This is a genomic window from Streptomyces bambusae (assembly GCF_020532645.1).
Classification (GTDB): Bacteria; Actinomycetota; Actinomycetes; order Streptomycetales; family Streptomycetaceae; genus Streptomyces; species Streptomyces bambusae.
Genome location: NZ_JAJAUZ010000030.1, coordinates 12,797 through 38,706, shown reverse-complemented (window position 1 = coordinate 38,706; position 25,910 = coordinate 12,797). Strand labels below are relative to the sequence as shown.

Annotated in this window: 23 protein-coding genes; 8 read left to right on the top strand and 15 right to left on the bottom strand. The window is 72.8% G+C overall.

The genetic code is table 11. The features are described from left to right. Positions 1 to 49 precede the first annotated feature (49 nt). On the bottom strand, positions 50 to 217 hold the full coding sequence (locus LG634_RS21190; protein WP_226735483.1) for a hypothetical protein: 168 nt from the start codon (positions 215 to 217) through the stop codon (positions 50 to 52). Between the two features lie 30 nt (positions 218 to 247). Further along, positions 248 to 907 (bottom strand): IS607 family transposase, encoded by a 660-nt coding sequence (locus tag LG634_RS21185; protein ID WP_226735482.1) that lies wholly within the window; start codon positions 905 to 907, stop codon positions 248 to 250. A 143-nt stretch (positions 908 to 1,050) separates the two neighbouring features. Here LG634_RS21185 and LG634_RS21180 point away from each other — a divergent pair, with 143 nt between their 5' ends. Both LG634_RS21180 and LG634_RS21175 read left to right on the top strand, forming a co-directional pair. Then, on the top strand, positions 1,051 to 1,344 hold the full coding sequence (locus LG634_RS21180; RefSeq protein WP_226735481.1) for a DUF6087 family protein: 294 nt from the start codon (positions 1,051 to 1,053) through the stop codon (positions 1,342 to 1,344). A gap of 73 nt (positions 1,345 to 1,417) precedes the next feature. Further along, complete coding sequence (locus LG634_RS21175; RefSeq protein ID WP_226735480.1) at positions 1,418 to 1,759, top strand: DUF5713 family protein; 342 nt, start codon at positions 1,418 to 1,420, stop codon at positions 1,757 to 1,759. A gap of 111 nt (positions 1,760 to 1,870) precedes the next feature. Here the strand turns inward: LG634_RS21175 and LG634_RS21170 are convergent, their stop codons facing one another. Next, a complete protein-coding gene (locus LG634_RS21170) occupies positions 1,871 to 2,659 on the bottom strand; it encodes a TSUP family transporter (RefSeq protein ID WP_226735479.1) in 789 nt (262 codons plus the stop codon). A gap of 255 nt (positions 2,660 to 2,914) precedes the next feature. Here LG634_RS21170 and LG634_RS21165 point away from each other — a divergent pair, with 255 nt between their 5' ends. After that, on the top strand, positions 2,915 to 3,352 hold the full coding sequence (locus tag LG634_RS21165; RefSeq protein WP_226735478.1) for an NUDIX domain-containing protein: 438 nt from the start codon (positions 2,915 to 2,917) through the stop codon (positions 3,350 to 3,352). 283 nt (positions 3,353 to 3,635) lie between these two features. Here the strand turns inward: LG634_RS21165 and LG634_RS21160 are convergent, their stop codons facing one another. Then, positions 3,636 to 5,321, bottom strand: a complete 1,686-nt coding sequence (locus tag LG634_RS21160; RefSeq protein WP_226735477.1) for an alpha/beta fold hydrolase — start codon at positions 5,319 to 5,321, stop codon at positions 3,636 to 3,638. Between the two features lie 73 nt (positions 5,322 to 5,394). Then, positions 5,395 to 5,952: a TetR/AcrR family transcriptional regulator gene (locus LG634_RS21155; protein WP_226735476.1), complete on the bottom strand. Its 558-nt coding sequence runs from the start codon at positions 5,950 to 5,952 to the stop codon at positions 5,395 to 5,397. Between the two features lie 214 nt (positions 5,953 to 6,166). Here LG634_RS21155 and LG634_RS21150 point away from each other — a divergent pair, with 214 nt between their 5' ends. After that, a complete protein-coding gene (locus LG634_RS21150; protein WP_226735475.1) occupies positions 6,167 to 7,234 on the top strand; it encodes a trypsin-like serine peptidase in 1,068 nt (355 codons plus the stop codon). A gap of 55 nt (positions 7,235 to 7,289) precedes the next feature. Here LG634_RS21150 and LG634_RS21145 read toward each other — a convergent pair whose 3' ends face one another. Both LG634_RS21145 and LG634_RS21140 read right to left on the bottom strand, forming a co-directional pair. Next, positions 7,290 to 7,442: a hypothetical protein gene (locus LG634_RS21145; protein WP_226735474.1), complete on the bottom strand. Its 153-nt coding sequence runs from the start codon at positions 7,440 to 7,442 to the stop codon at positions 7,290 to 7,292. Positions 7,443 to 7,898: 456 nt separating this feature from the next. Then, entirely contained in the window at positions 7,899 to 8,375 is a 477-nt protein-coding gene (locus tag LG634_RS21140) for a DUF7919 family protein (protein WP_226735473.1), read from the bottom strand. A 106-nt stretch (positions 8,376 to 8,481) separates the two neighbouring features. Between LG634_RS21140 and LG634_RS21135 the strand changes: the two genes are divergently transcribed. Further along, positions 8,482 to 10,833, top strand: coding sequence for an ATP-binding SpoIIE family protein phosphatase (locus LG634_RS21135; protein ID WP_226735472.1), 2,352 nt, complete (start codon positions 8,482 to 8,484; stop codon positions 10,831 to 10,833). A gap of 39 nt (positions 10,834 to 10,872) precedes the next feature. On the opposite strand, the gene LG634_RS21130 is transcribed toward LG634_RS21135, so the two are convergent. Then, positions 10,873 to 12,243 (bottom strand): AI-2E family transporter, encoded by a 1,371-nt coding sequence (locus LG634_RS21130; protein ID WP_226735532.1) that lies wholly within the window; start codon positions 12,241 to 12,243, stop codon positions 10,873 to 10,875. 168 nt (positions 12,244 to 12,411) lie between these two features. Further along, the gene (locus tag LG634_RS21125) at positions 12,412 to 13,047 is read right to left on the bottom strand and encodes a TetR/AcrR family transcriptional regulator (protein ID WP_226735471.1); all 636 of its coding nucleotides are present in this window, start codon (positions 13,045 to 13,047) and stop codon (positions 12,412 to 12,414) included. 162 nt (positions 13,048 to 13,209) lie between these two features. On the opposite strand from LG634_RS21125, the gene LG634_RS21120 reads away from it, so the two are divergent. Both LG634_RS21120 and LG634_RS21115 read left to right on the top strand, forming a co-directional pair. Continuing rightward, positions 13,210 to 14,787 (top strand): MFS transporter, encoded by a 1,578-nt coding sequence (locus tag LG634_RS21120; protein ID WP_226735470.1) that lies wholly within the window; start codon positions 13,210 to 13,212, stop codon positions 14,785 to 14,787. A gap of 205 nt (positions 14,788 to 14,992) precedes the next feature. Continuing rightward, the gene (locus tag LG634_RS21115; RefSeq protein ID WP_226735469.1) at positions 14,993 to 18,253 is read left to right on the top strand and encodes a cytochrome P450; all 3,261 of its coding nucleotides are present in this window, start codon (positions 14,993 to 14,995) and stop codon (positions 18,251 to 18,253) included. Positions 18,254 to 18,801: 548 nt separating this feature from the next. Here the strand turns inward: LG634_RS21115 and LG634_RS21110 are convergent. The 5 genes from LG634_RS21110 to LG634_RS21090 all read right to left on the bottom strand — a co-directional run bounded on the left by LG634_RS21110 (position 18,802) and on the right by LG634_RS21090 (position 23,917). Further along, positions 18,802 to 19,539 carry an alpha/beta hydrolase gene (locus LG634_RS21110; RefSeq protein WP_372482469.1) on the bottom strand — a complete coding sequence of 246 codons (738 nt, stop codon included), beginning with the start codon at positions 19,537 to 19,539 and terminating at the stop codon, positions 18,802 to 18,804. After that, positions 19,536 to 20,363, bottom strand: coding sequence for a DUF1295 domain-containing protein (locus LG634_RS21105; protein WP_226735468.1), 828 nt, complete (start codon positions 20,361 to 20,363; stop codon positions 19,536 to 19,538). The genes LG634_RS21110 and LG634_RS21105 overlap by 4 nt, the downstream gene beginning before the upstream one ends. A 175-nt stretch (positions 20,364 to 20,538) precedes the next feature. Continuing rightward, the gene (locus LG634_RS21100; protein ID WP_372482471.1) at positions 20,539 to 21,819 is read right to left on the bottom strand and encodes a class I SAM-dependent methyltransferase; all 1,281 of its coding nucleotides are present in this window, start codon (positions 21,817 to 21,819) and stop codon (positions 20,539 to 20,541) included. A gap of 53 nt (positions 21,820 to 21,872) precedes the next feature. Beyond that, positions 21,873 to 22,661, bottom strand: a complete 789-nt coding sequence (locus tag LG634_RS21095) for a DUF1365 domain-containing protein (RefSeq protein ID WP_226735467.1) — start codon at positions 22,659 to 22,661, stop codon at positions 21,873 to 21,875. After that, positions 22,658 to 23,917 (bottom strand): NAD(P)/FAD-dependent oxidoreductase, encoded by a 1,260-nt coding sequence (locus tag LG634_RS21090; protein ID WP_226735466.1) that lies wholly within the window; start codon positions 23,915 to 23,917, stop codon positions 22,658 to 22,660. The genes LG634_RS21095 and LG634_RS21090 overlap by 4 nt, the downstream gene beginning before the upstream one ends. Before the next feature lie 320 nt (positions 23,918 to 24,237). On the opposite strand from LG634_RS21090, the gene LG634_RS21085 reads away from it, so the two are divergent. Beyond that, complete coding sequence (locus tag LG634_RS21085) at positions 24,238 to 24,474, top strand: chaplin (RefSeq protein WP_226735465.1); 237 nt, start codon at positions 24,238 to 24,240, stop codon at positions 24,472 to 24,474. A 547-nt stretch (positions 24,475 to 25,021) separates the two neighbouring features. Here the strand turns inward: LG634_RS21085 and LG634_RS21080 are convergent. Continuing rightward, positions 25,022 to 25,891 (bottom strand): DUF4394 domain-containing protein, encoded by an 870-nt coding sequence (locus tag LG634_RS21080; RefSeq protein WP_226735464.1) that lies wholly within the window; start codon positions 25,889 to 25,891, stop codon positions 25,022 to 25,024. Positions 25,892 to 25,910 lie beyond the last annotated feature (19 nt).

The window sequence follows — 25,910 nt, the reverse complement described above, 5'->3', positions numbered from 1 at the left end:
GTCGTCCATGACGATCTCCGGCTCGTCCACACAGCAGGGGCGGTGGTGGTCAGCGGCAGGTTCTGTCGTAGGTGTGTGGGGTGGCGCGGGTGCCGGTGGTCCAGGTGCCCTTGTTGGCTTGGGAGATCAGCCGGTGGATGCGGGACTGCGGCGCACTGCTGCGCTTCCTTGCCACGATCACGACCCCCTCTCGGCGGATCAGTTCCTCAACCAACAAGGAAGGACCTTAGACATGGCCAACTGTGGCCTACAAATCCCGTTCGCCGGTGGTGGACTTGACCGCCGAGGTCAACGCCCGAGCCTTCGCCGACCGCGCCCCATACAGCCGCCCCGAGAACGAGGTCACGACCGCGAGCATGTCCCGCGCGAGATCCCCCTCCTGCACCCCGTCGAGTTCCTCGTCCCCGCCCACGATCTCCAGCCGGCACCCCCACGACGGCAACACCACCTCCGCCAGCAAGCCCGTACCGAACCGAGCCAGCCGCTCCTCGTGCGTCACCAGCAGCACCGCCACCCCCTCGTCCTGGCAGGCCCGCAACGCACGCCGCATCCCCTTACGCTTGTCCGACAACCCCGAGGCCACATCGGTGAACTCCCCGGCCACGACCCGGTCACCGGCCGCCACACGAAGGCGTTCCATCTGCCGGTCCAGATCACCCTCGGCCCGCTGCCGGTGGGAAGACACCCGCCCATACAGCACCACCGACCCCGCCGGCTGCTCCACCGGAGCGCCACGCTTCCGGGCCAGCACATCGAGATCCCCCACCCGGAACACCCGCCGGCCACCCGGAGACCGACGATCCTCCAACACCCCCTCCAGGGTGTAGCGGCGCAGCGTCCGAGTAGACACCCCCAACCGCCGCGCGGCCTTACCCGTAGACACCCAGTCCTCAGCCTTGTCACTCATGTGGGGGACTGTATGACCTACCGCGGCCTACAACCGAATCAACTGCTGCCAACCCGGGCAATCGACCTGAGACCGTCGCAACAAGCGGGCACGTACCGCCGGGAGCCGATAGCGTGCTGCCTCTGCACGACGGAGGTACGACGATGAATCCCGAAGACGAACCGCTCGACCTGTGGGCCGCACGCCGTGAAGGACGTCTGCGCAAGCCCGGCGAGCTCAAGGCCATCACCCTCGCAGCGGGTCCCCAGCGGGCAGCCCACCTCAACACCCGTGCCCCGCGCCTGATCCTGGAATGGGACGGATTCCAGTGGGTCACCGTGACCGTAGCCGAGGACTACGCAGCCGCCTGCCGCATCCTCAACCCCGCACCGCAGCCGCAGCCGCAGCCGGAACAGCCGGCGCCGAAGAAGCAAGGCGGGAAACACCGGAAGCGGTAAAGGCGTGGCGCCGCTGTCAGTGGTGCAGTGCATGATCGGTGCGTCAGCCGATCGCGGGGAAGAGGGGGGCGCCATGCCGATCACCAACGAGCAGGTGTCGGAGCACGCGTTCCTGCAAGCGATGTACGAAGACCCGTACTTCCCCGACGGCGTAGTGGACGGGGGGAAGCGAATCCTGCAGCAGCTCTGCGAGCGTCTTGAGGCCGAACCTCCATCGGGCCTGGAGGCCCTGTATCGCGTCACCCAGGCTGCCACGGAAGAGTTCAACCTGCTGGACGAGCAGTTCGTGGCGGCCGGAAGCGAGATCGAGACGGTCGCGCGCGAATGGATCTGCCATGAGTTTCGTTTCATCGCGTCGGCATACGGATTCACCGACGCGGACACGGAAATACTGACCGCCGGCCGGGACTGGTGAGCGACCACGGCAAGGCCGGTTCCGTCCAAAGCCGTCCGTTGAGGGCTCGAACGCGGACGCGAGGTCGTCCACTTCGTCCAGCTCGTGCAGCAACCGGGCCAACCCGCCTGGTCAGGTGAGCGCTTGGGCGGCGTAGAGGGTGCCGGTCCCGATCGCGAGCAGGCCCAGGAGCAGGCGCAGGAGGGTTTCGGGGAGGCGGGGTTGGAGGCGGGCGCCGAGGTAGCCGCCGATGAGGCCACCGAGGCCGCAGGCCAGGCCCAGCCGCCAGTGGGGGGCGATGTCGCCGCCGTGGAACAGGGCCAGGAGGGCGAAGGTCGCGGCGCCGACGACGGAGGTGGCGAAGGTGGCGGCGAGGGCGGCCGGGGCGAGGCGGGACATCGGCAGGCCGCGGCCGGCGAGGATCGGGCCGAGCAGGGAGCCTCCGCCGATCCCGTAGAGGCCTCCGACCACCCCCACCGCCAGGGCGAGCCCGGTGAGCGTGCCGGGGGACGGTTCGCCGGTGCCTACCGCGGCCGGCGCGGAAGGACGCAGGGTACGAGCGCACAGCCACAGGCCCAGCGGCAGGAGGAGGCAGGCGATCATGATGCGGAAGACGGCGGGGCCGGGGAGCACGAAGACGCGCAGGGCGGCTCCGGCCACGACACCGGGGAGCGTACCGGTGATCAAGCGGCGGGTGAGCGGGGACCACAGGCTGCCCGCCCGGTGGTGCCGGCCGAGGGCGCCGGGTCCGGCGACGACGTTGTAGAGCAGGTTGGTGGGGGTGAGCGCGGGGTTCGGGACGGCGAACACGCTGAGCTGCACCGGGAGGAGGAAGACCGCGCCGGAGACTCCGACCGGTGCGGTCACCATCGCGATCAGCAGCCCCGCGGCCAGCCCGCCCCACAGGAGCCACCCGTCCACCACTGCCCCCGCCCGACGATCGTCTGGCCAGTATCAGGCCGGCCGCACCTGCAGCGGCCGGCCTGCAACGTGATGTTCACGAACAGCAGGCGCGGCCCGGCCTGCTCCCGCATGCATCGGCGACGTCGCCGCCGCCGTCACCTTCCTCGTCACCCCCGTCGCATCGTTCATCACCGCCCAGGCGTTGACCATCGACGGCGGCTGGATGCTTCACTGACGCAGGACCGACCACCACGCCACCAGGGAGACCAGCTCATGAAGCAGCGCGTGCGCGCCGTCCTGCTCACCGATCGCGGCAGCATGCTCGTCATCACGCGCATCCGCCCCGGCATCCCGGCCTACCAGGTCCTCGTCGGCGGCGGTGTGGAGCCCGAGGACGCCGGTCTCGAGGCCGCACTGCTGCGGGAAGTCCGCGAAGAGATCGCCGGCGAGGCCGCCGACCTGCGCCCGTTCTGCCGGCTGGAGAACGACAAGGGCGAAGCCGAGGACTTCTACACCGCCCGGATCCGCTCCTGGAACTTCGACGACCGCACCGGACCCGAGTTCCAGCACGACGACCGCGGCGAGTACCTGCTTGAGGAAGTCCCGCTCACCGTCGAGGCCATCGACGCCCTGAACCTGATGCCGCCCCAGGTCAAGGACGCGCTGCTCGACTCGATCCGGGCAGGCAGCCTCACCGTCCCCACGGCGTAGCGAACCGCCGAGGTCCACCTGGCTGCCTCGAAGGACGACAGGCACCGCAGGTGCTCGGCGGACGGCACAGGGGATCGGGGCTCGTGTGCTGTTCAGACCGAAGCGGACGGGCGCGTCGGCCTCGGCCTTGAACTCGGGCCTCAACGGGCCGCGAGGACGTGGCTTCTCCTTCCCCATGCCGCCATGATGGACATCGTCCTTCCAGGGCCGCGCCCCCGATCTCCGATGCCTGCCACAGCGGGATCTGGCCCTATCGGACCTGACGTCCGCTCAGGTCTCCGGCTCACGCGCCGGTCGGAGCGCCGGTGGTGCGGAGGGAGTGGGCGACCTGAGTGGGATGGGTCAGTTGGGGGTAGTGGCCGGCCCCGGCGATCTCGGTCACCGGGAGGTCGACGGGTTCGGTCAGGGGGTCCGTGGCACCCACGACGATCCGGACCGGTACGGCCACCCGGTCGAGGAGTGCCCGCAACCGGTGGCGCTCGGCGGTGTGCGCGCGCAGGGACGCGGTCACGCGCCGCGCCACCCCGGGGCGCCTCAGGTCGGCCGCGGCGCTCTGCACCTCCGGTCCGTCGGGTACACCGAGCGTCCGGGCCAGCCGGGGGGCCGGCATGCGGCGCAGCATCGGGGCGGCCAGGACGGAGCGGGCGAGCCGCGGGGCGGGCGCCTGGAGGAACGCCGGGGAGACGAGGACGAGGCCGCTGAGGCGGTCCGGATGGCCGACGGCGAAGCGGAGCGCGGCCCCGCAGGCCAGGGAGTGCGCGACCAGCACGGGACGGGTCTGCACCGGGCCCATCAGTTCGGCCAGCCACGCGTCGACCGGCTGTGCGGAGGGGCCCGAGCGCCCCAGGCCGGGCAGGTCGGGGGCGAGCACGGGGCCGGGGAGGTGGGCGGCGAGGGGCCTCCAGAGGTCGCCGTTCATCGGCAGGCCGTGCAGCAGGACGTGGGAGGGGCGGTGCCGGTCGCCGGTCGCCCACGTCGGAGCGCCGGCGACGGTGTGGAAGCCGTACGGGCGCTGCCAGGGCGATGCGGAGCCGAAGCGGGCGGCCACCAGGTCGTCGGCCCAGGTGCGCAGGGCCTCGGTCGCCGGAGGCATCTCCAGGCCGGTGCGCGCGGCGAAGGCGTGGGCGGAGGCGGTCGGGTAGCGGTCGGCGGACAGGAAGGACAGAGTCTCGGGGTCGGCACCGGTCAACCGTTGCGGCAGGCGCCGCAGCAGGCCGGCGGGGATGGTCCGGCGGGGTGCCCGTACGCCCATGTGGGCGGCCATCGTGCCGATCAGGTCGGGCAGGAGCGGGGTGGTGTCGTCGAGCACCCAGTAGTGCTCGCCCACGGGCGATGCGGGTATCTCCGCCAGGAACCGCACCAGGTAGTCGATGGTGGTGACGGGCAGGAAGGTGTCGGAGCTTCCGGGCAGCGCGGGGAGCCGCCCGTTCCACAGGTCCTCGACGAGGGTGGCCAGGCCGATGTACTGGCCCGGCCCGATCACGGTGCTGGGGTTGGCGACGGTCAGCGGCACCGACAGCGCCTCGGCACGGGCCCGGACGGCGAGATCGGCCTCGAACTTGGACGCCTCGTAGGCTCCCAGCGCGGTGTAGTCGGGGTGTCCGTCGGCCGCGCTCACCCGGTATCCGCTGATGTGCACGAGCCGGCGGAGCCGGGGCAGCGTGGCGGCCCACTCGACCACGTTCAGCGCCCCGGTGACGTTCACCGACCGCGCGTCCTGCTCGCTGAGGCCGAAGGCGAAGCGGCCGGCGGCGTTGTACACGTCCCGGACGTCGGGCAGTTCCTCGAGCGGTCGGGTGATGTCGGCGGTGACGATCTCGAGCCCGCGGAGGTCGACGCCCTGGGAGGTCAGCCAGGCGGTGAGGGTGTCGTTGCGTACGGCCGCCGCCACCCGCTGCCCCCGGGCGAGCAGTTCGGCGACGAGGGAACGGCCGATGAAACCGGTCGCGCCGAAGACGATCGCGTCCATGGAACTCTCCTAGAATAGATCGGTCTACATATTTTTTGGGCAGTAAAAGACCCGCCGGTGACGGCGGGCCGTGTCAGTCGACCAGGGCGCCGATCCGGCGGGCGACCCGGTCCAGCGGCTCCAGGCTGCGGTGCGTGCGGGCCAGCAGGAGCGCGCCCTCCACGAGGGCCAGGATGGTGACGGCAAGGTCGTCGGCGTCCGGGTGGCCTGCCAGCCGCGCGCGCAGGGCCTCCTCCCACGACGCGTAGACCTCCGAGCACGCCTCCTGCAACGAGGTGTTGATGCTGGCCGTCTCCAGCGCGACGGTGGCCACCGGGCACCCCTTGTGCCACCCCGACCCTTCCAGCCGCCGGCCCAGGTGACGCAGCACCGCTTCGACGAACTCCGCTACCGACGTACTGGAGTCCGCCAGACCTTCCAGGTCACTGCCGATCGCACGCCCGGCCCGCCGGACGGACTCGCCGACCAACTGGTCCTTGCCGCCGGGGAAGTGGAAGTAGAGCGAGCCGCGCGGCGCACCACTGGCCGCGATCACCTGGTTGAGCCCGGCCCCGAGGTAACCCCCGGCCTCGATCAACTCCTGCGTCGCATCCAGCAATCGCTCGCGCGTCTCGGCGCCCTTCGGTCCCATGGAGCCAATATAGACCGATCTACATATTCTCTCAATGCCCGGTTCGACGACGGGACCGCCGCCCCGGCACGAGACCGATCCCCTCTGCGGCGCCCTGCGATTCGACATCGGATCCGGCCTGAAATGCCCCTTAACAGTTGGTTCAAGCGGTGCTTGGCTCCCAGTATCCGGCCACGACCAGCCTCCACTCACCCACGGCCAAGGAGGTCGCTTCGTGCACGTGCCCACAACTGCCCTGACCCGTCTCTGCGGAGGAACTCTGGCCGGCTTTCTGGCCCTGGGAGCTCTGACCGCTCCCGTCGCCGCCTCGCCGGTCCGCGCGGCGGTCGGCGGCATCACTGTCCAGGAGGCCCAGCACAGCGCACAGGAGGTTGCGGAGTACTGGACGCCTGCCAGGCTGAAGTGGGCCTTGGCCCATCCCGTCGACGTCCCCGCGGGCGAGGCCGCGGCCGCGGTAACCGGTTCGCCCCCGCCTCCCGACCGGGCGGTGACGTCCGCCGAGCCGGCCACGGCCATCCCGTCCGGCGCACCGGGAGCAGGTGGCGCCCTGCTCGCCCCCTCGCATTCCCGGTCGGCGCGTGTCCCCTACAGCGCGTCCTGGCCGAACCGGGTCATCGGCAAGCTCGTGCACTCCGGGGGCAACTGCTCGGCCGCCGTCGTCACGTCCAGGTGGAAGAACACCATCTGGACGGCAGGGCACTGCCTGTACAACCGCTCCACGAAGAAGTTCAACACGCACTTCGTCTTCTACCCGGCCTACAAGGACGGGCAGACGCCGTGGGGGCACTGGCTGCACGCGAGGGCGCACGTGCCCACCGACTACATCCGCGGCGGTGACATCCGCTTCTCCGACATGGGCGCCCTGGTGCTGAAGAAGCACTCCCGCTACGGCGACATCGAGTCTGCCGTAGGCGCGTTCGGCTACAAGTTCGGATCCGGACCCAAGCAGTCCGACCTGCGGTCGTACGGCTACCCGCTGCACGGCTACGCCCGCCCGGACCGGGACTTCGCCAGGGGCCAGTACATGATGTTCTGTCGCGGCAACAGCGTGGACGGCGGCCCCGGCAACCCGCGCGACCAGCGGTTGAGGATGGCCTGCGACATGGGCGGAGGCGCCTCCGGCGGGCCCATGGTCGCCGGGGTCTCCTCGGGGAGGATGTACATCGTCGGGGTCAACGGGCACCGCAACATCAAGCCCGGCGGCGCCTACCGCGACATCGGCCTCTACTCCTCCGAGCACGGCACCCTCGCGAAGGCACTGATCGCGAACATCAACCGCTGACCCGGGGAGACGCGGCAGCCGACCGACCGCACAGGCCTGCTTCCGCGCAGGCCTGCTAATCCGGCACGACGACGTTGGGCATCCCCGCCGCCGGCAGGTTCCGCAGCCGCTCCGGCGTCCAGTACTCGGCGATCTCCTCCGAGGTCTCCGTCGATTCCTGCACCGTGATGCCGGTGTCCTGCACGAGCCCTTGCCCGGCACTCGCCATACCGGCACCGGCAGCAACGGCCGCCAGCGCAGCCCCCACGCCCAAGCACCACGCCCGCACCCGACGCCGCCTCTGCCTGCCCACAGGGACTCTCTCCTCTACACCGGTGAACAGCCGTCCCACTGCCGTGAGGATAGGCCGCCTCGGCCCCCTCACGGGGTGGATTCGGCCCCATCACGATGTCCGGCCGAAAACGTGGCTCAGTCCCACCACAGCGACCACACCGTCGAACGGACCATGCCGTCACCGGCGGCCCCTGGATCCTGCACGGTGTCGGAGCAGCAGCCGTACAGCTCCGTGGCCGATCGGCTCGGGCCACGTCCACCGGCGACATCGAGCTGACGTAGGGCCACCAACCGGTCTCCGTCGTCGCCCGTTTCGGACGCATCTGGGGAAAGCGTGCACGGTCAGCCGGCCCCGATTCGGTTCTGGCTGCGTACTTGGGTTCGCTCGGCCCTACTCCAGCATGCGTTCGGCGTCGTCCGGGACCCAGGGGAAGGGGACGTCGGGCCATCGTGCGGCGGCCCAGGCGTCGAGGTCGACGGCGAGGACGGCATCGACGAAGACCTGCGGGGGGCGGTAGCCGTGTTCGGTGATGTAGTGCGTGATCAGGAACGGCGCCGCGTAGGCGGTGCCGGGCGCGCCCGGGATCCGGACCTCCCCGTTCCCTTCCGTAGCCCGTTCTTCAGGGCACAGGTCGCACTCGTGTACCCCGAGGCAGACGTTCATCCACTGGACTTGCTGCACGGCCTTCAGCTTCGCCACGAACACCGCGGGGACCGTTCCCGTCGGGTACGGCTTGCCGGCTTCCAGCCACCCGACGTTCAGGCGGGTGTACGCCGGGCGGTACCAGAGCGCGTAGAAGCACGACTCCCGGTCCGTGAACTCGTCCTCGTCCTGGTAGTCGTACTCGCTGAGATCCTCGCAGAACACCTGCACATCATCGCCGCATCGCCCCTTGGAGGTGCCCACCGGGCGGCGCGGGCGCATCCTGGCAGAGGGGCCGATTCGTCCTGACCGACGGGGAGCCCGTGTGGCGATGAACGACCAGGGGACGAGCGCGGGCTCCCGCTCGCAGCGCGGATCCGTGCTCGGCAGCGTCGCGGCGGCGCTGATCGACGCCCACGGCCTGGTCGTCTGGTGGTCGAGGGCTGCGCAGCGGCTGCTCGGCTGGACCGGCGAGGAGGTGGCCGGACGGCCCGCCCGCGCGTTCCTGGGCGAGGAGGAGCCGTGCCCGGGGCCCTCCGGGGCCGTGCTGCGGAGGCGGCTGCGGCACCGGTCGGGCCGGGTCGTCGAGGCCGACGTGAGGATCTGCGGGGCGGACGGCCCGGCCGAGCGGCTGGTGCTGATGCTGACGCCGGGCGAGCGGGACGGCTGGGACCGGAACCTGGACATCGCCCGTGCGCTGCTGGCCCAGGACGGCATCGGCGTCGCCCAGTACGACATGGCCGGGCAGCTCGTCCGAACGAACACGGCCATGGAGCTCCTCCGCCCCGAGGGGGCCGGGGGCGACTGGCTGGGCCGGCTCACCGCCCGGGACGGGGGTGGCACGGCGCGGACGGGCTTCGAGCAGGTCGCCGCGACGGGCAGACCGCTCTCGGCACGCGTCTACGACCTGGCGCCCGGCGGCGGTGCAGCGGCGCTGTCCGTGTCCTGCTTCCGGATCAACGACCCCTGCGGCGTGCCGGTGGGCACGATGGTCGAGGCGTCCAGGGTCACGGACAAGGACTTCCGCCTCGACCTCACCTACCGCCAGGCCTTCGAGATCGGCCAGTCACTCGACGTGGTCGAGGTGGCACGTGACCTCACCCGGGTGCTGGTGCCGGCTCTGGGCGACCTCGCCGCGGTCGACTACCCCGACGACGTGCTGGAGGGCCGCGACCCGCCGCACGGCTACCCGGGCCAAGAGGCGTCCGCCCCGCGCCGGGTCGCCGTGCGGACGGCGGAGGGCCCGTGGCCGGCCCGCCTGATCCAGGTCGGCGAGACCATTCCGCGTGTGGCGGAGACACCGGAGATCGCGGCCCTGGTCGTCGGAGACGTTCTCGTCGCGGACGCTGAGCAGGCACGGCGGATCCTGGGCGGCGATCCCGAACGAATCGCCCGGTTCATGCCCGAGGGAATGCACTCCTCCCTCGGCTGCCCGCTCTACCGGAGCGGCCGGTTCTTCGGGTACGCGATGGTGTACCGGACCCGCACCGCCGCGCCCTTCGGCGAGGCCGACGCCAAGCTGATGCACGACCTGTGCGCGCGGACCGCGACGGCGATCGACAACGCCTTCCGCTTCGCCCGCGAGCACCAGCGGGCGGTGGTCCTCCAGCGGAGCCTGCTCCCGCCGGCGGCGACGCACAGCACCGCCGCCGAGACGGCGGGCGTCTATCTGCCCGCCGGCGGCTCGGTGAGCGTGGGAGGCGACTGGTACGACGCCTTCGACCTGCCTTCGCTGCGCATCGGACTGGTCGTCGGCGACGTGGTCGGCCACGGGCTGGAGGCGGCGGCGACCATGGCCCGCCTGCGTACCGCGGTGCAGACGCTCGCCGCCCTGGACCTGCCGCCCGACGAGCTGCTCGGCCGGCTCGACGACCTGGTCCGGCGGATGCAGACCGAAGCCGATCAGCCGGACACGGTGGGCGGCTCGTGCCTGTTCGCCGTCTACGACCCGGTCACCCGCACCTGCCGGATGGCCTCTGCGGGCCATCCCCCGCCCGCGCTCGTCACCCCCGGGGGCGAGGTGGATTTCGTACCGCTCGCGCCGGGGCCGGTGCTCGGTGTCGGGGACCACTTGTTCGAGGTCACGACCGTGACCCTGGCCCCGGGCAGCACGCTCGTCTGCTACACCGACGGGCTCCTCGGACGCGACGTCGCCACCGGGATGGACCGCCTCAAGTCGGACCTCACCGCGCTGTGCCGTGCCGGAGGATCCCCTGCCGCCCTCGGGGACGCCCTGGTGGCACGCGGCCCGGACGCGGACAACCCGGCCGACGACATCACCGTGCTGCTGACGCGCACGCGCGCCCTGCCCGAGGACTCGACCGCCGTCTGGGAGTACCCCGCCGACCTCTCCGCCGTGAGCGACGCCCGGGCCCATGTCCAGGAACGCCTGACGCGATGGGGCTTGGAGGAACTGCTCTTCAGCACCGAGCTCATCGTGAGCGAGCTCGTCACCAACGCCATGCGGTACGCCGGCGGGCCCGTGACCCTGCGCCTCGTCCGGGACCGCGTGCTGGTGTGCGAGGTGTCGGACCCGAGCAGCACGCAGCCCAGGCTCCGCCGCGCCCTCGACACGGACGAGGGCGGCCGCGGCCTCTTCCTCGTCGCCCAGCTGACGACCCGCTGGGGCAGCCGCCACGCCGCCGACGGAAAAACGATCTGGACGGAACAGGAACTGCCGTAGCCCGGGGCGGGGCGCCGGCCGGCGCGGACGCTTCCGGGCTCAGTGCTGGGACGGATCGGTAGGGGGCCGGTCGGGGGCCGGCGGGTCGAGCTGGTCGGGCCGGTCGGGCTGGTCGGGATTCGTGTCGGCAGCGGGGGGCGCGGGGCCCGGCGGCGTCGCCGGCGGTGCGGGATCCGGGTCCGGTGTCGCGTCGGGTTCGGGCGCCGGCTCGTCGTCTTCTCCGGCGTGCGCCCGGAGGTGCGTGATCACCGTGTTCGCCACGGCGACCAGTGGGACGGCGACGACGGCTCCGCCGATGCCGGCGACGAGCCCGCCGGTGGCGACGGACAGAGCGACTGCCAGCGGGTGGATCCGGACGGCACGTCCCAGGATGAACGGTTGCAGGATGTGCCCTTCGATCTGCTGGACGAGGAGCACCACCACCAGGGTCATCACGGCGGTGAAGACGCCCCGGGTGACCAGCGCGACGATCACGGCGAGTGCCCCGGAGGCGATGGCGCCGATCAGCGGTACGAACGAGGCCAGGAAGATCACCACGGCGATGGGGACGGCGAGGGGGACGCCGAGGAAGTAGATCCCGACCCCGATGAACACCGCATCGATCAGGGCGACGATCAGCGTGCCGCGGATGTAGGCGGTGAGCGTGCGCCAGGCCGGTGTGCCCGCCCCGGCGACGGCGGGCCGCACCGCGGCCGGCAGCAGTTTCAGGGTCCACTCCCAGACGCGCCTGCCGTCGTAGAGCAGGAACAGCGTGATGAACATCGCCAGGAGCATGCCGGTGATGACCTCGATCAGTACGGTCACCCCTTGCAGACCGGTCGAGGTGATCTCGCTGGCGCTGGTGCCGATGGCATCGCTCAGACGCTCGGTGACATCGTTGATCTGCTGCTCGGTCACGTGGAACGGGCTGTCGAGGAGCCAGCGTTTCAGTTCTGCGATGCCTTCCTGGAGCCGTTCGGACAGGCTGCCCAGGTTGTCGAGCACCTGCCACACGACGAACCAGCCGATCAGTCCCAGGGCGAGGAACCCGCAGAGCGCCGTGCCGAGGGTGGCGAGCCCCCGCGGGAGTCCGCGGCGGTGCAGCCGGGCGACCGTCGGCTGGAGCAGCGCGGTGATCAGCAGCCCGGCGACGAAGGCCAGCGCGACGAGCCGTACGGCGCCGATCACCCGCATCAGGACCCACACGGCGGCGGCGAGGACCAGGAACCGCCAGGCGAGTTCGGCCGCGACCCGTATGCCCCAGGGCACCGCACGAGCCGGGTCCGGTGCGCGGTCCCGGGCCGGGGCGGAGCGGCGCACCGCCCGCTGCCGCTCGGCCGCCGCTTCGGCATCGTGGCGGGCGAGCGCGCCCGCCCGCCGCCGTTCGAGCGCGGCCGCGGCGCCCTTCGCGCGGGCGAGCAGGTCGCTCATCCTGGACACCGCCGGACCTCCCTCCGCTGCGCTCCCCCGCTGGACCGTCTGCCCCCGATGTGCGGAGATCAGGCGAGCGGATCGGTCGCGGTGCTCAGGCGGGCGGCCCGGGCGTCCGGAACGGTCGCGGCAGGCGCCGGGCGGTGCGGGTGATCCGCGGGAGGTCCGTCAGCTCCGGGTGCGGGGGCGGGTGAGGCCGGCGAAGAGGTCGGCGAAGTGGTCCAGGCTGGTGCGGGCGGCCGCGTCGTCGCGGTGGGCGAGCCAGGCGGAGATGACCCCGCTGAAGCACTCGATGAGCATCTGCGCGAAGACGGACGGGGCGACGGTGTACTCGAGGTCCGCTTCCTGTGCGAAGCGTTCGAGGTAGGCCACGGTCTTGTCCAGGTAGGCGCGGTGCTCCCAGCCCGGCAGGTCGTGCAGTTCGGGCTCGCGCAGCGCCAGGTTGATCAGCTCGCTGAGGACGAGCTGCGCCTCCGGGTCGGCCTCGACGGCCTCCCAGTAGGTGCGCAGGAGCGCCCGCAGGGTGGCGGCGGGGTCGGTGTCCGGGGTGACGGTGCCCCAGGCTGCGTCGAGGTCGATGTTGATGTCCGTGGCGAGCAGCGCCGCGTACAGCTCCTGCTTGGAGCGGAAGCAGTAGTGGAACGCGCCGTGCGGCATCTCGGCCTCGGCGCAGATCGCCCGGGTGCTCGCCGCGGCGATGCCGTCGCGCTTCATCACGCGGAGCGCGGCCGCCACCAGGCGTTCGCGCCGCACGTCCGCGCTCAGGTGCTTCTTCGGGGTCCTGCCAGGCGGTGCCGTCGTCATGCGGGAAGGGTAGCAACTTTTTGGGCGCCTGACTGAGTCAACTGGCCAAGTCAGTCGACTTGGGCACTTGACTTGGCCACCTGGCCAACTCTACGGTCCTTCCATCGGCGAACCGCGGACCGGCGCCGCACCGCACCGCACCGCACCAGGGGGCTATCGAGCATGAGTTCCGTACTGTCCGCAGCATCCGCATCCGCATCCCCGCCGGACCCCGCCCGGCGGGCCGGACCCCGGCAGTGGTGGGCCCTGGTCGCGCTGACCGCCCCGGTGCTGCTGATGAGCATCGACCTGACCGTGCTGTCGATGGCCGTGCCCGCACTCAGCGCGGACCTCGCGCCGACCTCCTCGCAGCTCCTGTGGATCATCGACGTGTACGGGGTGTTCCTCGCAGGGCTTCTGATCCTCATGGGATCCTTGGGAGACCGGATCGGCCGACGCCGCCTCCTGCTGACCGGCGCGGTGGCCTTCGGGGCGGCCTCCCTGCTCGCCGCGTTCGCCTGGAACGCCGAGGTGCTGATCCTGGCCCGCGCCCTGCTCGGGCTCGGCGGCGCCACCCTGATGCCCTCGACGCTGTCGCTGATCCGCAACATCTTCGAAGACCCCGCCCAGCGGCGGCGGGCCATATCGGTCTGGGCGGCCGCGTTCGCGGGCGGGGCCGGCCTGGGCCCCGTCGTGGGCGGGGTGCTGCTGGAGCACTTCTGGTGGGGGTCGGTCTTCCTGATCAACCTTCCGGTGATGGCCCTGCTGCTCGCCGTCGGGCCCTTCCTGCTGCCCGAGTCCAGGGACCCGCGGCCGGGCCCGTTCGACCCGCTGTCCGCAGTCCTGCTGATCGTGTCGGTACTCGCCGTCGTCTTCGGCTTCAAGGAGGCGGGGCGCCTCGGCTGGGGGCTCGCGCCCGCGGCGTGGCTGGCCGGCGGAGCCGTGGTGGCCGCACTGTTCGCCGTGCGGCAGCGGCGGCTCGCGCAGCCCCTGCTCGACCTCGGCCTGTTCCGGTCCCTCCCCTTCGGCGTCGCGGTGTTCACCAACATCGCCGGGGTCTTCGCGATGACCGGCATGCTCTACTTCTTCCCCCAGTACGTCCAGATCGTCCTGGGGCGCTCCGCCCTGGAGGCCGGGCTCTGGGCGCTGCCCCTGGCGGTGGGGGCGGTGCTCGGCTCGCTGGCCGTGCCCGCCCTGGCCCGGCGGTTGTCGGCGGGCCTCGTGATCGGCCTCGGACTGGCCCTCGCCGCCACCGGCTACCTGCTGCTCAGCCGCCTGGACGCCGGCGGCGCGGCGGCCCTCGCCTTCACCGGCGGGGCCGTGCTCGGCGGCGGCGTCGGCCTGGCCAACACCCTCACCAACGACGTCATCGTCGGCGCCGCACCGCCCGGCCGGGCCGGGGCGGCCGCGGGCATCAGCGAGACGGCGTACGAACTCGGCGGGGCGATGGGCACCGCCGTCCTCGGCAGCATCGGCGCGCAGGCCTACGCCTCCCGGGTGCTGTCCGACCTGCCGGCACAGACCCCGCCGGCGGCCGCCGAGGCCGCCACCCAGACCCTCGCCACCGCCGAGCGGGTGGCCGCGGCCCTGCCGCCGGCCCAGGGGCGCGGACTCCTGGACGCCGCGCACGGCGCCTTCGTGGACGCCATGTCCCAGACCTTCCTGACCGGCGCGGTCATCGTGGCCGCCGCTGCCGCCACCGCTGCCCTGGTGCTGCGCGGGCACCGCGTCGGCGGGACGGACGGAACCGGCGGGCACTGACCCGCCGTCCGCACCGGTCGCCGCGCCCGGCTGCCCGTACCGGACCGCTCACGGTCCCTGTGACCGGCAGCTCCGAGCCGGCCGGGCAGCACCCGGCACGAGCACCGCCCCGTACCCGCGCAGTCGCCGTGTCCCGGTCCGCACCCCATCCACCCTCCATCCGACCCTGGCGGCCCTCATCGGCCCGCACCCCGAAGGAGTCCCCATGTCCGGCACCCAGCCCGCCGACCGCACCCGCACCGCACCCGGCCTGCCGCTCCCCGGCCCCCGCCCGCTGCCGCTCCTCGGCAACCTGCCCGAGCTGCTCACCGCGCCCGCCGGCAGCAGCGACGAGTTCCTCGGCTCCTTCCACCGCGAGTACGGCGACATCTTCGCGCTGACGGTCAACGGCGAGCGCCAGATCTTCGTCTCCAGCCACGAGCTGGTCGCCGAGATGTGCGCCGATCCGCGCTGGCAGAAGTCGGTGCACGCCGCGCTGGAGGAAGTCCGCGACTTCGCCGGCGACGGACTGTTCACCGCCTACGGCGACGAGCCGAACTGGGCCGTCGCCCACCGGCTGCTGATGCCCGCCTTCGGGCCGGGCGCCATGCGCGACTACTTCCCCGCGATGCTCGACATCGCCGACCAGATGCTGACGCGCTGGGAGCGGTTCGGGCCGGACGCACGGATCGACGTGGCCGACGATATGACCCGACTCACCCTCGACACCATCGCCCTGTGCGCGTTCGGCGTCCGCCTCAACTCCTTCTACTCCGAGGAGATGCACCCCTTCGTCGGCGCCATGGTCCGCAGCCTCGTCGAGGCCGGAGCGCGCAGCGAACGCCTGCCAGGCCTCCAGCCCTTCCTGCTGCGCACCAACAGCCGCTACCGCGAGGACCTGGAGACCATGCGGCGCGTCACCGGCGAGATCATCGCCGCACGTCGGGCGCAGCCGGCCGGGGAGCGCCCCGACGACCTGCTCGAACGCATGCTGACGGCGGTGGATCCGGTCACCGGGGCCGGTCTGCGGGAGGAGAACGTCCGCTACCAGCTGGCGACGTTCCTGATCGCCGGGCACGAGACCACCTCGGGGATGCTGTCCTTCGCGGTGCACGCCCTGCTGACCCGCCCGGAGGTGCTGCGCCGGGCCCGCGACACCGTGGACGAGGTGCTGGGCGGGCGCACCCCGCGCTTCGAGGACCTGGCCCGGCTGGGGTACCTGGGGCAGGTGCTGCGCGAGACCCTGCGGCTGCACCCGACCGCGCCGGCCTTCGCGCTGACGCCCGACGAGGACACGACCCTCGGTGGGTACGCCGTCCGGGCGGGCGAGTCGGTGCTGGTCAACCTGCCCGCGCTGCACCGGGATCCGGCGGTGTGGCGGGCTCCTGAGGCCTTCGACCCGGACCGGTTCGCGCCCGAGCGGATGGCGGAGATCCCGGCGTATGCGTGGCTGCCCTTCGGGCACGGGGCCCGCGCCTGCATCGGACGGCCGTTCGCCCTCCAGGAGGCCGTGCTCGTCCTGGCCATGGTCCTCCAGCGCTTCGACCTCGAACCGGCCGACCGCGACTACGAGCTGACGGTCCACGAGACGCTGACGGTCAAGCCGGCGGGTCTGGCCGTACGGGCCCGGCCGCGCCCGGCCCCCGTGCCCGCACCTTCCGCTGCCCCCACCGGCTCCGCCGCCCCTGCCGGTGCGGACGTTCCGGTGGAGGCGGCCACCGCGCCCGGCCACGGGACCCCGCTGCTCGTGCTGTACGGGTCGAACGGGGGCGGGGGCGAAGGTCTGGCCCGCACGATCGCCGGTGACGGCGCGGCCCGCGGCTGGCGCACCACCGCGGCCCCGCTGGACGAGTACGCGGGACGACTGCCCACCGAAGGGGCGGTACTGATCGTCACCTCCACGTACAACGGCTCCCCGCCGGACAACGCCCGCCGCTTCGTGGCCTGGCTGACCGAGGAGGAGCCCGACCTCACGGGCGTGGACTACCTCGTGCTGGGCTGCGGCAGCCTGGACTGGGCCGCGACCTATCAGCGGGTGCCGGCGCTCGTGGACGACGCGATGGCCGCGGCGGGCGGCCGGCGGATCCGCGAGCGCGGCGCCACCGACGCCCGCACCGACTTCCACGGGGACTGGCAGCGGTGGTACGAGCCGCTGTGGCCGGTGCTCGCCGAGACCTACTCGGTGACGGAGACCGCGACGGCCGGACCCCGCTTCCGGGTGGTCGAGGCGGCAGCGGAGAACGGCGACCGCGGCACCGGGACGGCCGTGGTGCTGGAGAACCGCGAACTCGTACGGGGCCCGGCGGCGGGCACGGGAACGGGCGCGGGAACGGCCGCGGGCGCGGAAACAGGCGCGGGAACGGGAACGGATACGGGCGCGGGCGCGGGTTCCAAGCGCCACCTGGAGATCCGGCTGCCCGCCGGGACCTCGTACCGCACCGGCGACTACCTCTGCGTCCTCCCGGAGAACCACCCGGAGCTGGTCGCCCGCCTCCTGGACCGCCTCGGCCTGCCGGCCGGGCAGGTCTGCACGGTCGAGTCCCACGCCCCCGCCGGACGTCTCCCGCTCGGCCGCCCGCTGCGCCTGGACGACCTGCTGACCCGGTACGTCGACCTGTCGGCCCCCGCCTCCGCGGCAGCCGTGGCCGAACTGGCACGGCGTACGCCCTGCCCGCCCGAGCGCGCCGCGCTCGAACGCCTCGCGGGCCCGGAACACGCCGAAGAGGTGCTGCGGCCGCGGCTCGGTGTGCTCGACCTGCTGGAGCGGTTCGCCTCCTGCCGGGTGGACCTGGCCCTGCTTCTGGAACTGTTGCCCGCGCCGCGGCCCCGTACGTACTCGATCAGCTCGGCCGCGGAGGAACAGGACACGGTCGCGCTGACCGTGTCCGTGATCGAGGGGCCGGCCCGGTCGGGCAAGGGCGTCTTCCGCGGCGCCGGCTCGGACCTGTTGCGCCGGAGCCGGCCCAGTGACCGGCTCACCGTGGCCGTCACCTCTCCCTCGGAGGTCTTCAGGCCCCCGGCGGACCCGGCCGTACCGGCCGTCATGATCGCTTCGGGCTCGGGCATCGCACCGTTCCGCGGATTCGTCCGCGCGCGGATGGCCGCGGCGGCGGAGGGCCGGGCCACCGGCCCGACGGTGCTGTTCTTCGGCTGCCGGCACCCCCAGTGGGACGACCTGTACGCGGAGGAGTTCGCCCCGCACGTGGCCGCGGGTCGCCTGGAAGTCCACAAGGCCTACTCCCGGCTGCCCGGCAGTGGCGTCCGCTACGTCCAGGACCGGGTGTGGGAGCAGCGCGAACGGGTCCGCGAACTCCTCGGTGAGGGTGCGCACGTGTACGTGTGCGGGGACGCCGGGGGCATGGGACCCGCGGTGGAGGAGGTCCTGGGCCGGATCGGCGCGGGTTCGGAGAACCCCGGCGATGCGGACGGTGCCCGGTGGCTGGAGGGCATGCGCGCGGCGGGCCGGTACGCGACCGACGTCTTCTGAGCCGTCCGCCCTTCCCGGCACCGGACCTTCACCGGCCGGCGGCGAGCAGAGCGCACCGGTCGGCGGTCGTCAGCAGTGTCACGGCATGCTCCGGGGTGGGATGAGCGGGGGCACGGGAGTGCGGGCACCTGGCCCGGGGCCGATTCTCGCCGCCGGTTGTCGCCGCAGCGTGGCCGGTGTCTGGCGGGTGCCGAAGCCGGCCGGACCCGGGCCCGGCGGCGGCCCGCTTACGATCAGCACCGGGACCCGGCTCCCCGCGCGGTCCGTACGCGCGACCGCCGGCGCCGCAACCACGTGCCCGAGTGAGGAACCACAGATGCCCGCCCCTCCGTCCGATCCCACCTGTGCCGCAGCGCTCCCCCAGCTGCTCCTTGACCCCTCCAGATGCGGGGGACGGCCGCCCAGGGCGGCACCCTCTACCAGGGCACCGAGACCGGAGTGGTCCGCATCGCCAAGCGCTGACCCACCACCCTGCCCCGGGCTCGCCCCCTGCTGACGCCGCCCGGCCGCCGGGCACGGCATGCCCTCGGGCCAGGGTGCCGGCGCGGTCAGGACAGAGGGCGGAGGATGTCCGCGGCGTCGACCGGTTCGGGGCTCCAGGGCGTGTCGGGGGACTGGCCGGCTCCGGGCGGGGGCGCCAGGCCGAGGACCGTGGCTGCGCAGGCTGTGGTGAGGCGGTGCCACAGGCGCGCGTCGCGGATCATGGCGTGGCGGCCGCGGGGCATGCGGATGCCGCGGACCCGGGCCCCGGCGGTACGGGCGCGGTGCAGGTGGTTCCAGGTGTCGGTGGCGGAGGTGATCGGGTCGGCTTCGTCGTGGAGGGCCATGATCGTGCGGCCTGCGAGGTGGGCGACCGGCTCGCCGGGCGGGCACCAGGGGGCGAGGGCCACGACGCCCCGCACGTGCGGATCGTCCGCAGCGTGCAGTGCTGCTCTCGCACCCATGGAGTGCCCTACCAGTACCACCGGCAGCGGCCCCGCAGCGTGGCGGAGTTCCTCGAGGGCGCTTCTGGTGTCCTGGACGGGGTCGGCGCTGTGGCCGTTCCAGCCGCGCAGCCGGTAGCGGACGGAGGCCACCAGCACGTCCGCGAGGAGGGGGTCGCGGCGGAGCGCGCTGGCGAACGGCCGCATCCGCAGGGCTGGCAGGTTGAGCAGCGGCGGGGGCACGAGGGAGTCGGCTCGTCCGCCGTGCAGGACCAGCACCGCCCCGACTGCGGGCAGGAGGAGCGGCTGCGGCAGCTCGAGCGCACGGTGTTCCGGTGCGCCGTCGGCGCGGTGCCCGCTCACTTGGTGCGCGGCGGCTCGACCGGAGCCGGCTTCGGGGGCAGCGGCAGGAAGCCGCTGGTGCGTTCGGCGTACGCGGCGTAGCCGGGACGGTGGGCCATGTGCTTCTCCAGGAGGCGTTTGCCGCTGCCGACGGTGAGGAGCAGGGTCATGAGGACCGGGGACACCATGACGGCGAGGGCGGGCTGCCAGGCGGTGCAGGCCAGCAGGTAGATGCCCCACCATACGAGGCTGTCCCCGAAGTAGTTGGGGTGGCGGGTCCAGGACCACAGGCCCCGGTCCATGATGCGGCCCCGGTGGGCGGGATCGGCTTTGAAGCGTGCCAGCTGGTGGTCGCCGACGGCCTCGAAGGCGAGTCCGGTTGCCCATACCGCGATGCCGCACCAGGCGAGCGGTCCGAGGGGGGCGGAGCTGTAGGAGGCGGCCTGGACGGGCAGGGAGATCAGCCAGACCAGGGCCGCCTGGCCGAGGTAGACGGTGCGCAGCGCATACCGGGCGCGGTTTCCGGGGGCCTTGTCGAGGAGGGCGGTGTAGCGGGGGTCCTCGTCGTGCCCGCGGGAGCGCCGTGCGATGTGCGCCGCGAGCCGCAGCCCCCAGGCGATCGTCGCCGCGGCGACGAGGAGGCGTCTGCCGTCGTCGCCGTGTCCGGCGGAGAGCAGCCAGGTGACGGCTGCGACGGCGCCGAAGGCGATGCCCCAGGCGATGTCGACGATGCGGTGGAGGCCGCGGCGCAGGGCGACGGCGAAGGTGGCGAGCATGACCGCCCCGGCCGTGGCCGCGCAGGTGGCAAGGCCCTCGGCGAAGGCGCCCCAGTCGGTTCCGTTCACGAAGGATTCACCGACCCTGGGTGTACCAATCGGCGGGGGTGGCCGGCATGGCCGAGGTGCCCTCGCGGGTGGGGCGGACGGCGAGGATCTGGTCGACGCCCGGCTCGGACGCGCACCGGGAGGGGGCCGGGGAGGAAGTGGCCGAGGAGCCGGGCGAGGCGTTCGGCGGCGGGCCTCATCGGTGGGTCCCTTCGGTGAGGAGGAGCTGGCGCACGTCGAGGTAGCCGGAGCGGAATCCGGCTTCGGAGTAGGCGAGGTAGAACTCCCACATGCGCTGGAAGACGGCGTCGAAGCCCAGGGCGGTGACGGCGGGCCGGGCAGCGGTGAACCGCTCCCGCCACAGGCGGAGGGTTTCCGCGTAGTGCTCGCCGTAGCCGTGGTCGGCGACCGTGTGGAGGCCGGCGGACGCGGAGTGTGCGGCGAGGGCCCGGCGGGAGGGGATCAGGCCGCCGGGGAAGACGTACTTGCTGATGAAGGTGTGGGTGGCGGCCGTGTGCAGCATCTGCCGGTGGCCCATGGTGATGGACTGGAGGGCGATCCGGCCGCCGGGTGCGAGGGCGCGGTGTAGCGCGGCGAAGTAGGAAGGCCAGTACTCGGCGCCGACGGCTTCGATCATCTCGACGCTGATCACGGCGTCGTGGCGGCCTTCGGCGTCGCGGTAGTCGCGGAGCTGGACGTCCACCCGGTCGGCGAGTCCGGCGGCGGCGATGCGCGCGCAGGCGAGGTCGGCCTGTTCGGCGGAGAGGGTCAGGGTGGTGACGTGGGCACCGCGGGCGGCGGCCCGCAGGGCGAGCTCGCCCCAGCCGGTGCCGATCTCCAGCAGCCGGGTGCCCGCACCGACCCGGGCGAGGTCGAGAAGTCGGTCGATCTTGCGGTGCTGGGCTTCGGAGAGGGCGGCGGCGGGGGCGGGGAAGCCGGTGAAGAGGGCGGAGGAGTAGGAAAGGGTGGGGTCGAGGAAGGCGGCGAACAGGTCGTTGGACAGGTCGTAGTGGCGCTGGATGTTCTCGCGGGCCCCGGCGCGCGTGTTGCGGTCGGCGGCGGGCCGGGCGGAGACCCACAGGCCGCGCAGCCGCCGCAGCGGAGCGGGCACCAGCTCGTCCACGTGGCGTGCGAGGAGGGTCAGGACGCCGGCCAGGTCGTCGCTGTCCCATTCGCCGGCCAGGTAGGACTCGCCGAAACCGATCAGCCCGTCGCGGCCGATCCGCCGGTGAAAGGCGTCCGGGTCGTGGAGGGTCAGCAACGGGCCGGCGGGACCGTCGGGGGTGGTCAGGCCCAGCCGGTCCAGGGCGCGGCTCACGAGGTGCCGGGCGATGGCGGTCCGGGCGGCTCCGGCGGACGGCGGCCGGGCCACGTCGGGCCAGCGCTCCGCATCGACCTCGGTACGGCGCACGGCGGGCGCGGTGGAGCCGGTGGCGCGGGCCGTCCGCTGCCCGGGCCCGGTCGGCGGGGAGAGCACGGCGGCGCGACCGGACGGCCGGTTGCGGTAGGAGGACGTGGTGGCGGGCTCGGTCACGACGGCGTGCCTTCCTGCGGGGTGGACCGGGGACGGGGGTGAACGGGGAGACCGCGCAGCAGCAGGGCGATGCCGTGGCGGCGGATGCCGAACCAGACGGCGGTGGTCGACCATGGTCTGCGGACGGCCGCGGACAGCAGGGCGGCCGCGGTGGCGGGCCGGCGGCGGCCGCGGACGACGGCGGTGAACGCCCGGCCCTCCTCGTGCTCGAGGTGGACCGCCAGTCGCAGCCGGTCACCGGGCAGCGGCAGCCGCATCCGGTAGCGGCCCTCGACCGCGAAGAAGGGAGAGACGTGGAACTCCTTGTCCGCCTGGAACTCGCTCGCCGCCCCGTCGGTCCCGTCCGGCCGCAGCAGGTAGCAGTGGCGCTGCCCGTAGGTGTTGTGGACCTCGGCCACGACGCACACCAGGGCGCCGGACGGGTCGTGGCACCAGAAGACGGTCAACGGGTTGAAGACGAAGCCGAACACCCGGGCGTGCGCGAGCATCGTGACGCGCCCACCGTCCAGATCGATGCCACGGCCGGCGAGGTGGTCGTCGAGTCCGGCCCGGATGGAGGATGCGTCGCCGGTGAAGTGGTCGCGGGCGTCGAACCGGGCCAGCGGACGCAGCGGCCGGGGCAGTACGGGCAGGTGGTCCAGGTCCACGCACCACAGGTAGGTGCGGTGCCGGAAGGAGTGGCGCAGCGGGGTGGTGCGGACATGCGCGATCACGCACTCGTAGAGCGAGGCCGCGGGCGCCTCGGCGGTCCCGGTACGTACGGCCGGCTGCCGGATCCACGTCACCAGCGCACTCCCAGCGACCGGGCGGCGGCCATGCCGGAGCGGCAGCCGTCCTCGTGGAAGCCCCAGCCGTGCCAGGCCCCGGCGTATGCGGTCACCCCGTCGTTCAAGCGGGGCAGCTGCTGCTGGGCGGCGACGGAAGCGGGGGTGTACACCGGGTGCTCGTAGACCATGCGCTCCACCACACGCTCGGCAGCGATGCCGTCCTCCCCGCCGAGGGTGACGACGTAGTCGGCGCCTCCGGGCAGGTGCTGGAGCCGCCGCATGTCGTAGCTGACGCGGACGGGGTCCGTCGAGGGGTTGCAGTCGGTCATGCGGTAGTTCCAGGAGGCGCGGGCTCGGGGTGAGCGCGGCAGGATCCGGGTGTCGGTGTGCAGGACGGTGGGGTTGCGCGCGTACGTGAAGGCGCTCAGGAGCCGCTTCTCGTCCTCGGTGGGGTCGGCGAGGAGCCGCAGCGCCTGGTCGGGGTGTGTGGCGATGACGAGGGCGTCGAAGGCGTCGGTGCTGCCGTCCCTGGTGGTGACCAGCGCGCCTTGGCCGGTGCGCCGGACGGCGTGGACGGGGCTGGAGGTGCGAATGCGCTGGATGTGTTTCGCGGCGGCGGCAACGTAGGTGGCGGAGCCGCCCGTGACGGTCTTCCACTGCGGCGAGCCAGTGACGGACAGCAGGCCGTGGTGGCGGAGGAAGGTGAAGAGGTGGACGGCCGGGTATGTCAGGGCCGTGGCCGGCGGGCAGGACCACACCGCGGCGACCAGCGGAAGGGCGAAGTGGCGGACGAAGTAGGGCGAGAAGCCGCCCGCGTCCAGGAACTCCCCGAACGTGATGCGGGAGTCGGCGCCGCTGGCCAGGAGGCGGCGGGCACCGCGGTGGAAGACCGGTACTTCGGCCAGCAGACGCAGGTGTCGGCCCCGCAGCGCCGGCCGGGAGGCGAACAGGGCGGCCGGACCGCGGGCACCGGCGTATTCCAGGCCGCAGCCGTCGCAGCGGACCGACATGCTCATTTCGGCGTCCTGCGTGCCGATGTGCAGTTCGCGGAAGAGCCGGAGCAGGGTGGGGTAGGTGCGCTCGTTGTGGACGATGAACCCGGAGTCCACAGCCACCGTCTGGCCGCCGGTGCCCGGCAGTTCGCGGGTGTGCGCGTGGCCGCCGAGCCTCCCGTCCGCCTCGTAGAGGGTGACGTCGCAGGAGGACGCCAGGATGTACGCGGCGGTCAGGCCCGCCACGCCCGCTCCGATCACGGCCGCTTTCCGCTCGTGCACCACACCGCTCCCACCACTCGACACGCCGCCCGGCTGCTGCCTTTCACCCGTACTTCGCAGCGGCCCGGCGGGCGGATTGGAGGAGATTCGGCGGCGGTGCGGGGGCTCTTCGTAGCCGGCGAGCCTGCGGATGGGGGGCCGCCCCGTCAACCGCGCGAGCCGGCGTTGACCCGTTGGGGGGAACTCCGGCCTTCGGGGCAAGCCGGTGGGGAAGCGGCGGCGAAGAGCCGGTGTGAGGGAACCGGAACGCGTTCACGGGATCCCTCGCCGGCCGCGCGGGACCTCCGCGCGGCCGTCCACCCTCACGGGAGGTAAGAGGCATGGTTGGTGTGCGACGCGGTCTGGCCGTGGCGCTGGCGGCCGGCGCGGTGGTGGCGGGTGCGTCGGCGGCATCCGCTGACGCGGGCGCTCAGGGCGTGGCGGCGCACTCGCCGGGCGTGGGCTCAGGCAACCTCGTCCAGGTGCCGGTCCACATTCCGGTCAATGCCTGCGGCAACTCCGTCAGCGTCGTCGGGCTGCTGAACCCGTCCTTCGGCAACACCTGCATCAACGCCTGACGCCTGCCACAGGACGCGCTCCGGTCCGCAGCCGTCACGACAGGGAGGCGGGGACCGGTGACCCTCCCGCCCCACGGCGGGACCCGCTGCACGCGCGGCGGGCGCGGGTCGGGCTGCGGGTGGCCGTCGGCACAGCCACCCGCAGTCCCCCTGTTCACCCGACCCGCCGGGTGAGAACGGCCACGACCTGCTTGCTGCCGGCCGACCGGCTGAGGGGCCCGGCGCGTGCAGGAGCGCGTTGCCGACGAGCTCGGAGACGATCAGCACAAGGTCCTCGGCAACACCGGGCGCGCAGGCCACCGGCTCCCCTGCCGGCAGCCGTGCCAGGCTCCGGCGGGCCTGCCGGGCGGCCTGCTCATGTCCTGTCGGTCGTGGAATCGGTGTGCTGCGGGACCCTTCGGATGCCCCACGCGAAGGATTCGGGACGAATCCCCTTGCGGATTGCACCGGGTCTCGAAGCGGCCTTCCGTTTGTGCGCGAGCCGAACCGCCCGCCGGCGCCCGCGCCCGTCCTCGGACGCGGGCCCCGTGGGTGTGACGGTCAGGGGCTACTTCTGCTGGAGAGGCAGGGCCACGTCGGTGACCTGGTACTCGGCCGGGAAGGCGCCCTTGGCGGTGGCCTTGCCGGTCAGCACGTCGACGGCGTACAGACGCCAGGACCCACCGCTGCCGATGGTCGCGAAGCCGTGGTTCGTCCCGGTCCTGAGGTCGGAGTAGATGTCGAATCCGGCATCGAGGGCGGCGTCCACCCCGAGGTTGCCGGTGGGGGCGAGAGTGCCGGCGTTGGCCGGTGACTGCAGGGAGATCCGGTCGGTCATCGTGTCCAGGTCGAACAGGGTCGTCGCGGTGGCCGCGTTCAGGTCGTTGTTGGTGTACGCGGCCCCGGTGACGCCCCTCGCGGTCGACGGCGGCGTGGTCGGGTTGGTGAGGGTGCCGTCGACGGTCGTCGTCAGCGGGGCTGCCGCATCGTCGATGTTGTGACGCAGGTTCTGGCCGGTGTCGGAGACGACACGCAGCCTGTTCGCGGCGGGGTTGAAGTCCACGCCGAAGGCGGTCCCGGCCGGCGCGACGGTCAGCTGGGACACCTTCACCGCCTTCGCGTCGGCCGTGTCCAGGGTGTAGATGCCGCCCTTGTCACCGACGCCGTACAGCTTCTCGTTCTGGACGCGGAAGTCGATCCCGACGAGCCGGCTGTCGCCGGACAGCCCCGAGACCTTGCCCAGCGACCAGGTCTTGGAGGGCTTGTCCACGCCGAACTCGACCAGCCGCTGATCGCCGGTGAGTCCGATCGCGTGCAGGGCCTTGTGGTCGTGGGCGGGAAGGGTCTGCGGCGAGGCGCCGGACGCCGCCAGGGCGGGTGCCGCGCACAGGGCGGCGAGCACGGCCGCGGACACTGCAGCGGAGGTGCGGTTTCGCATGTCTTCTCCCGTTGGTGAT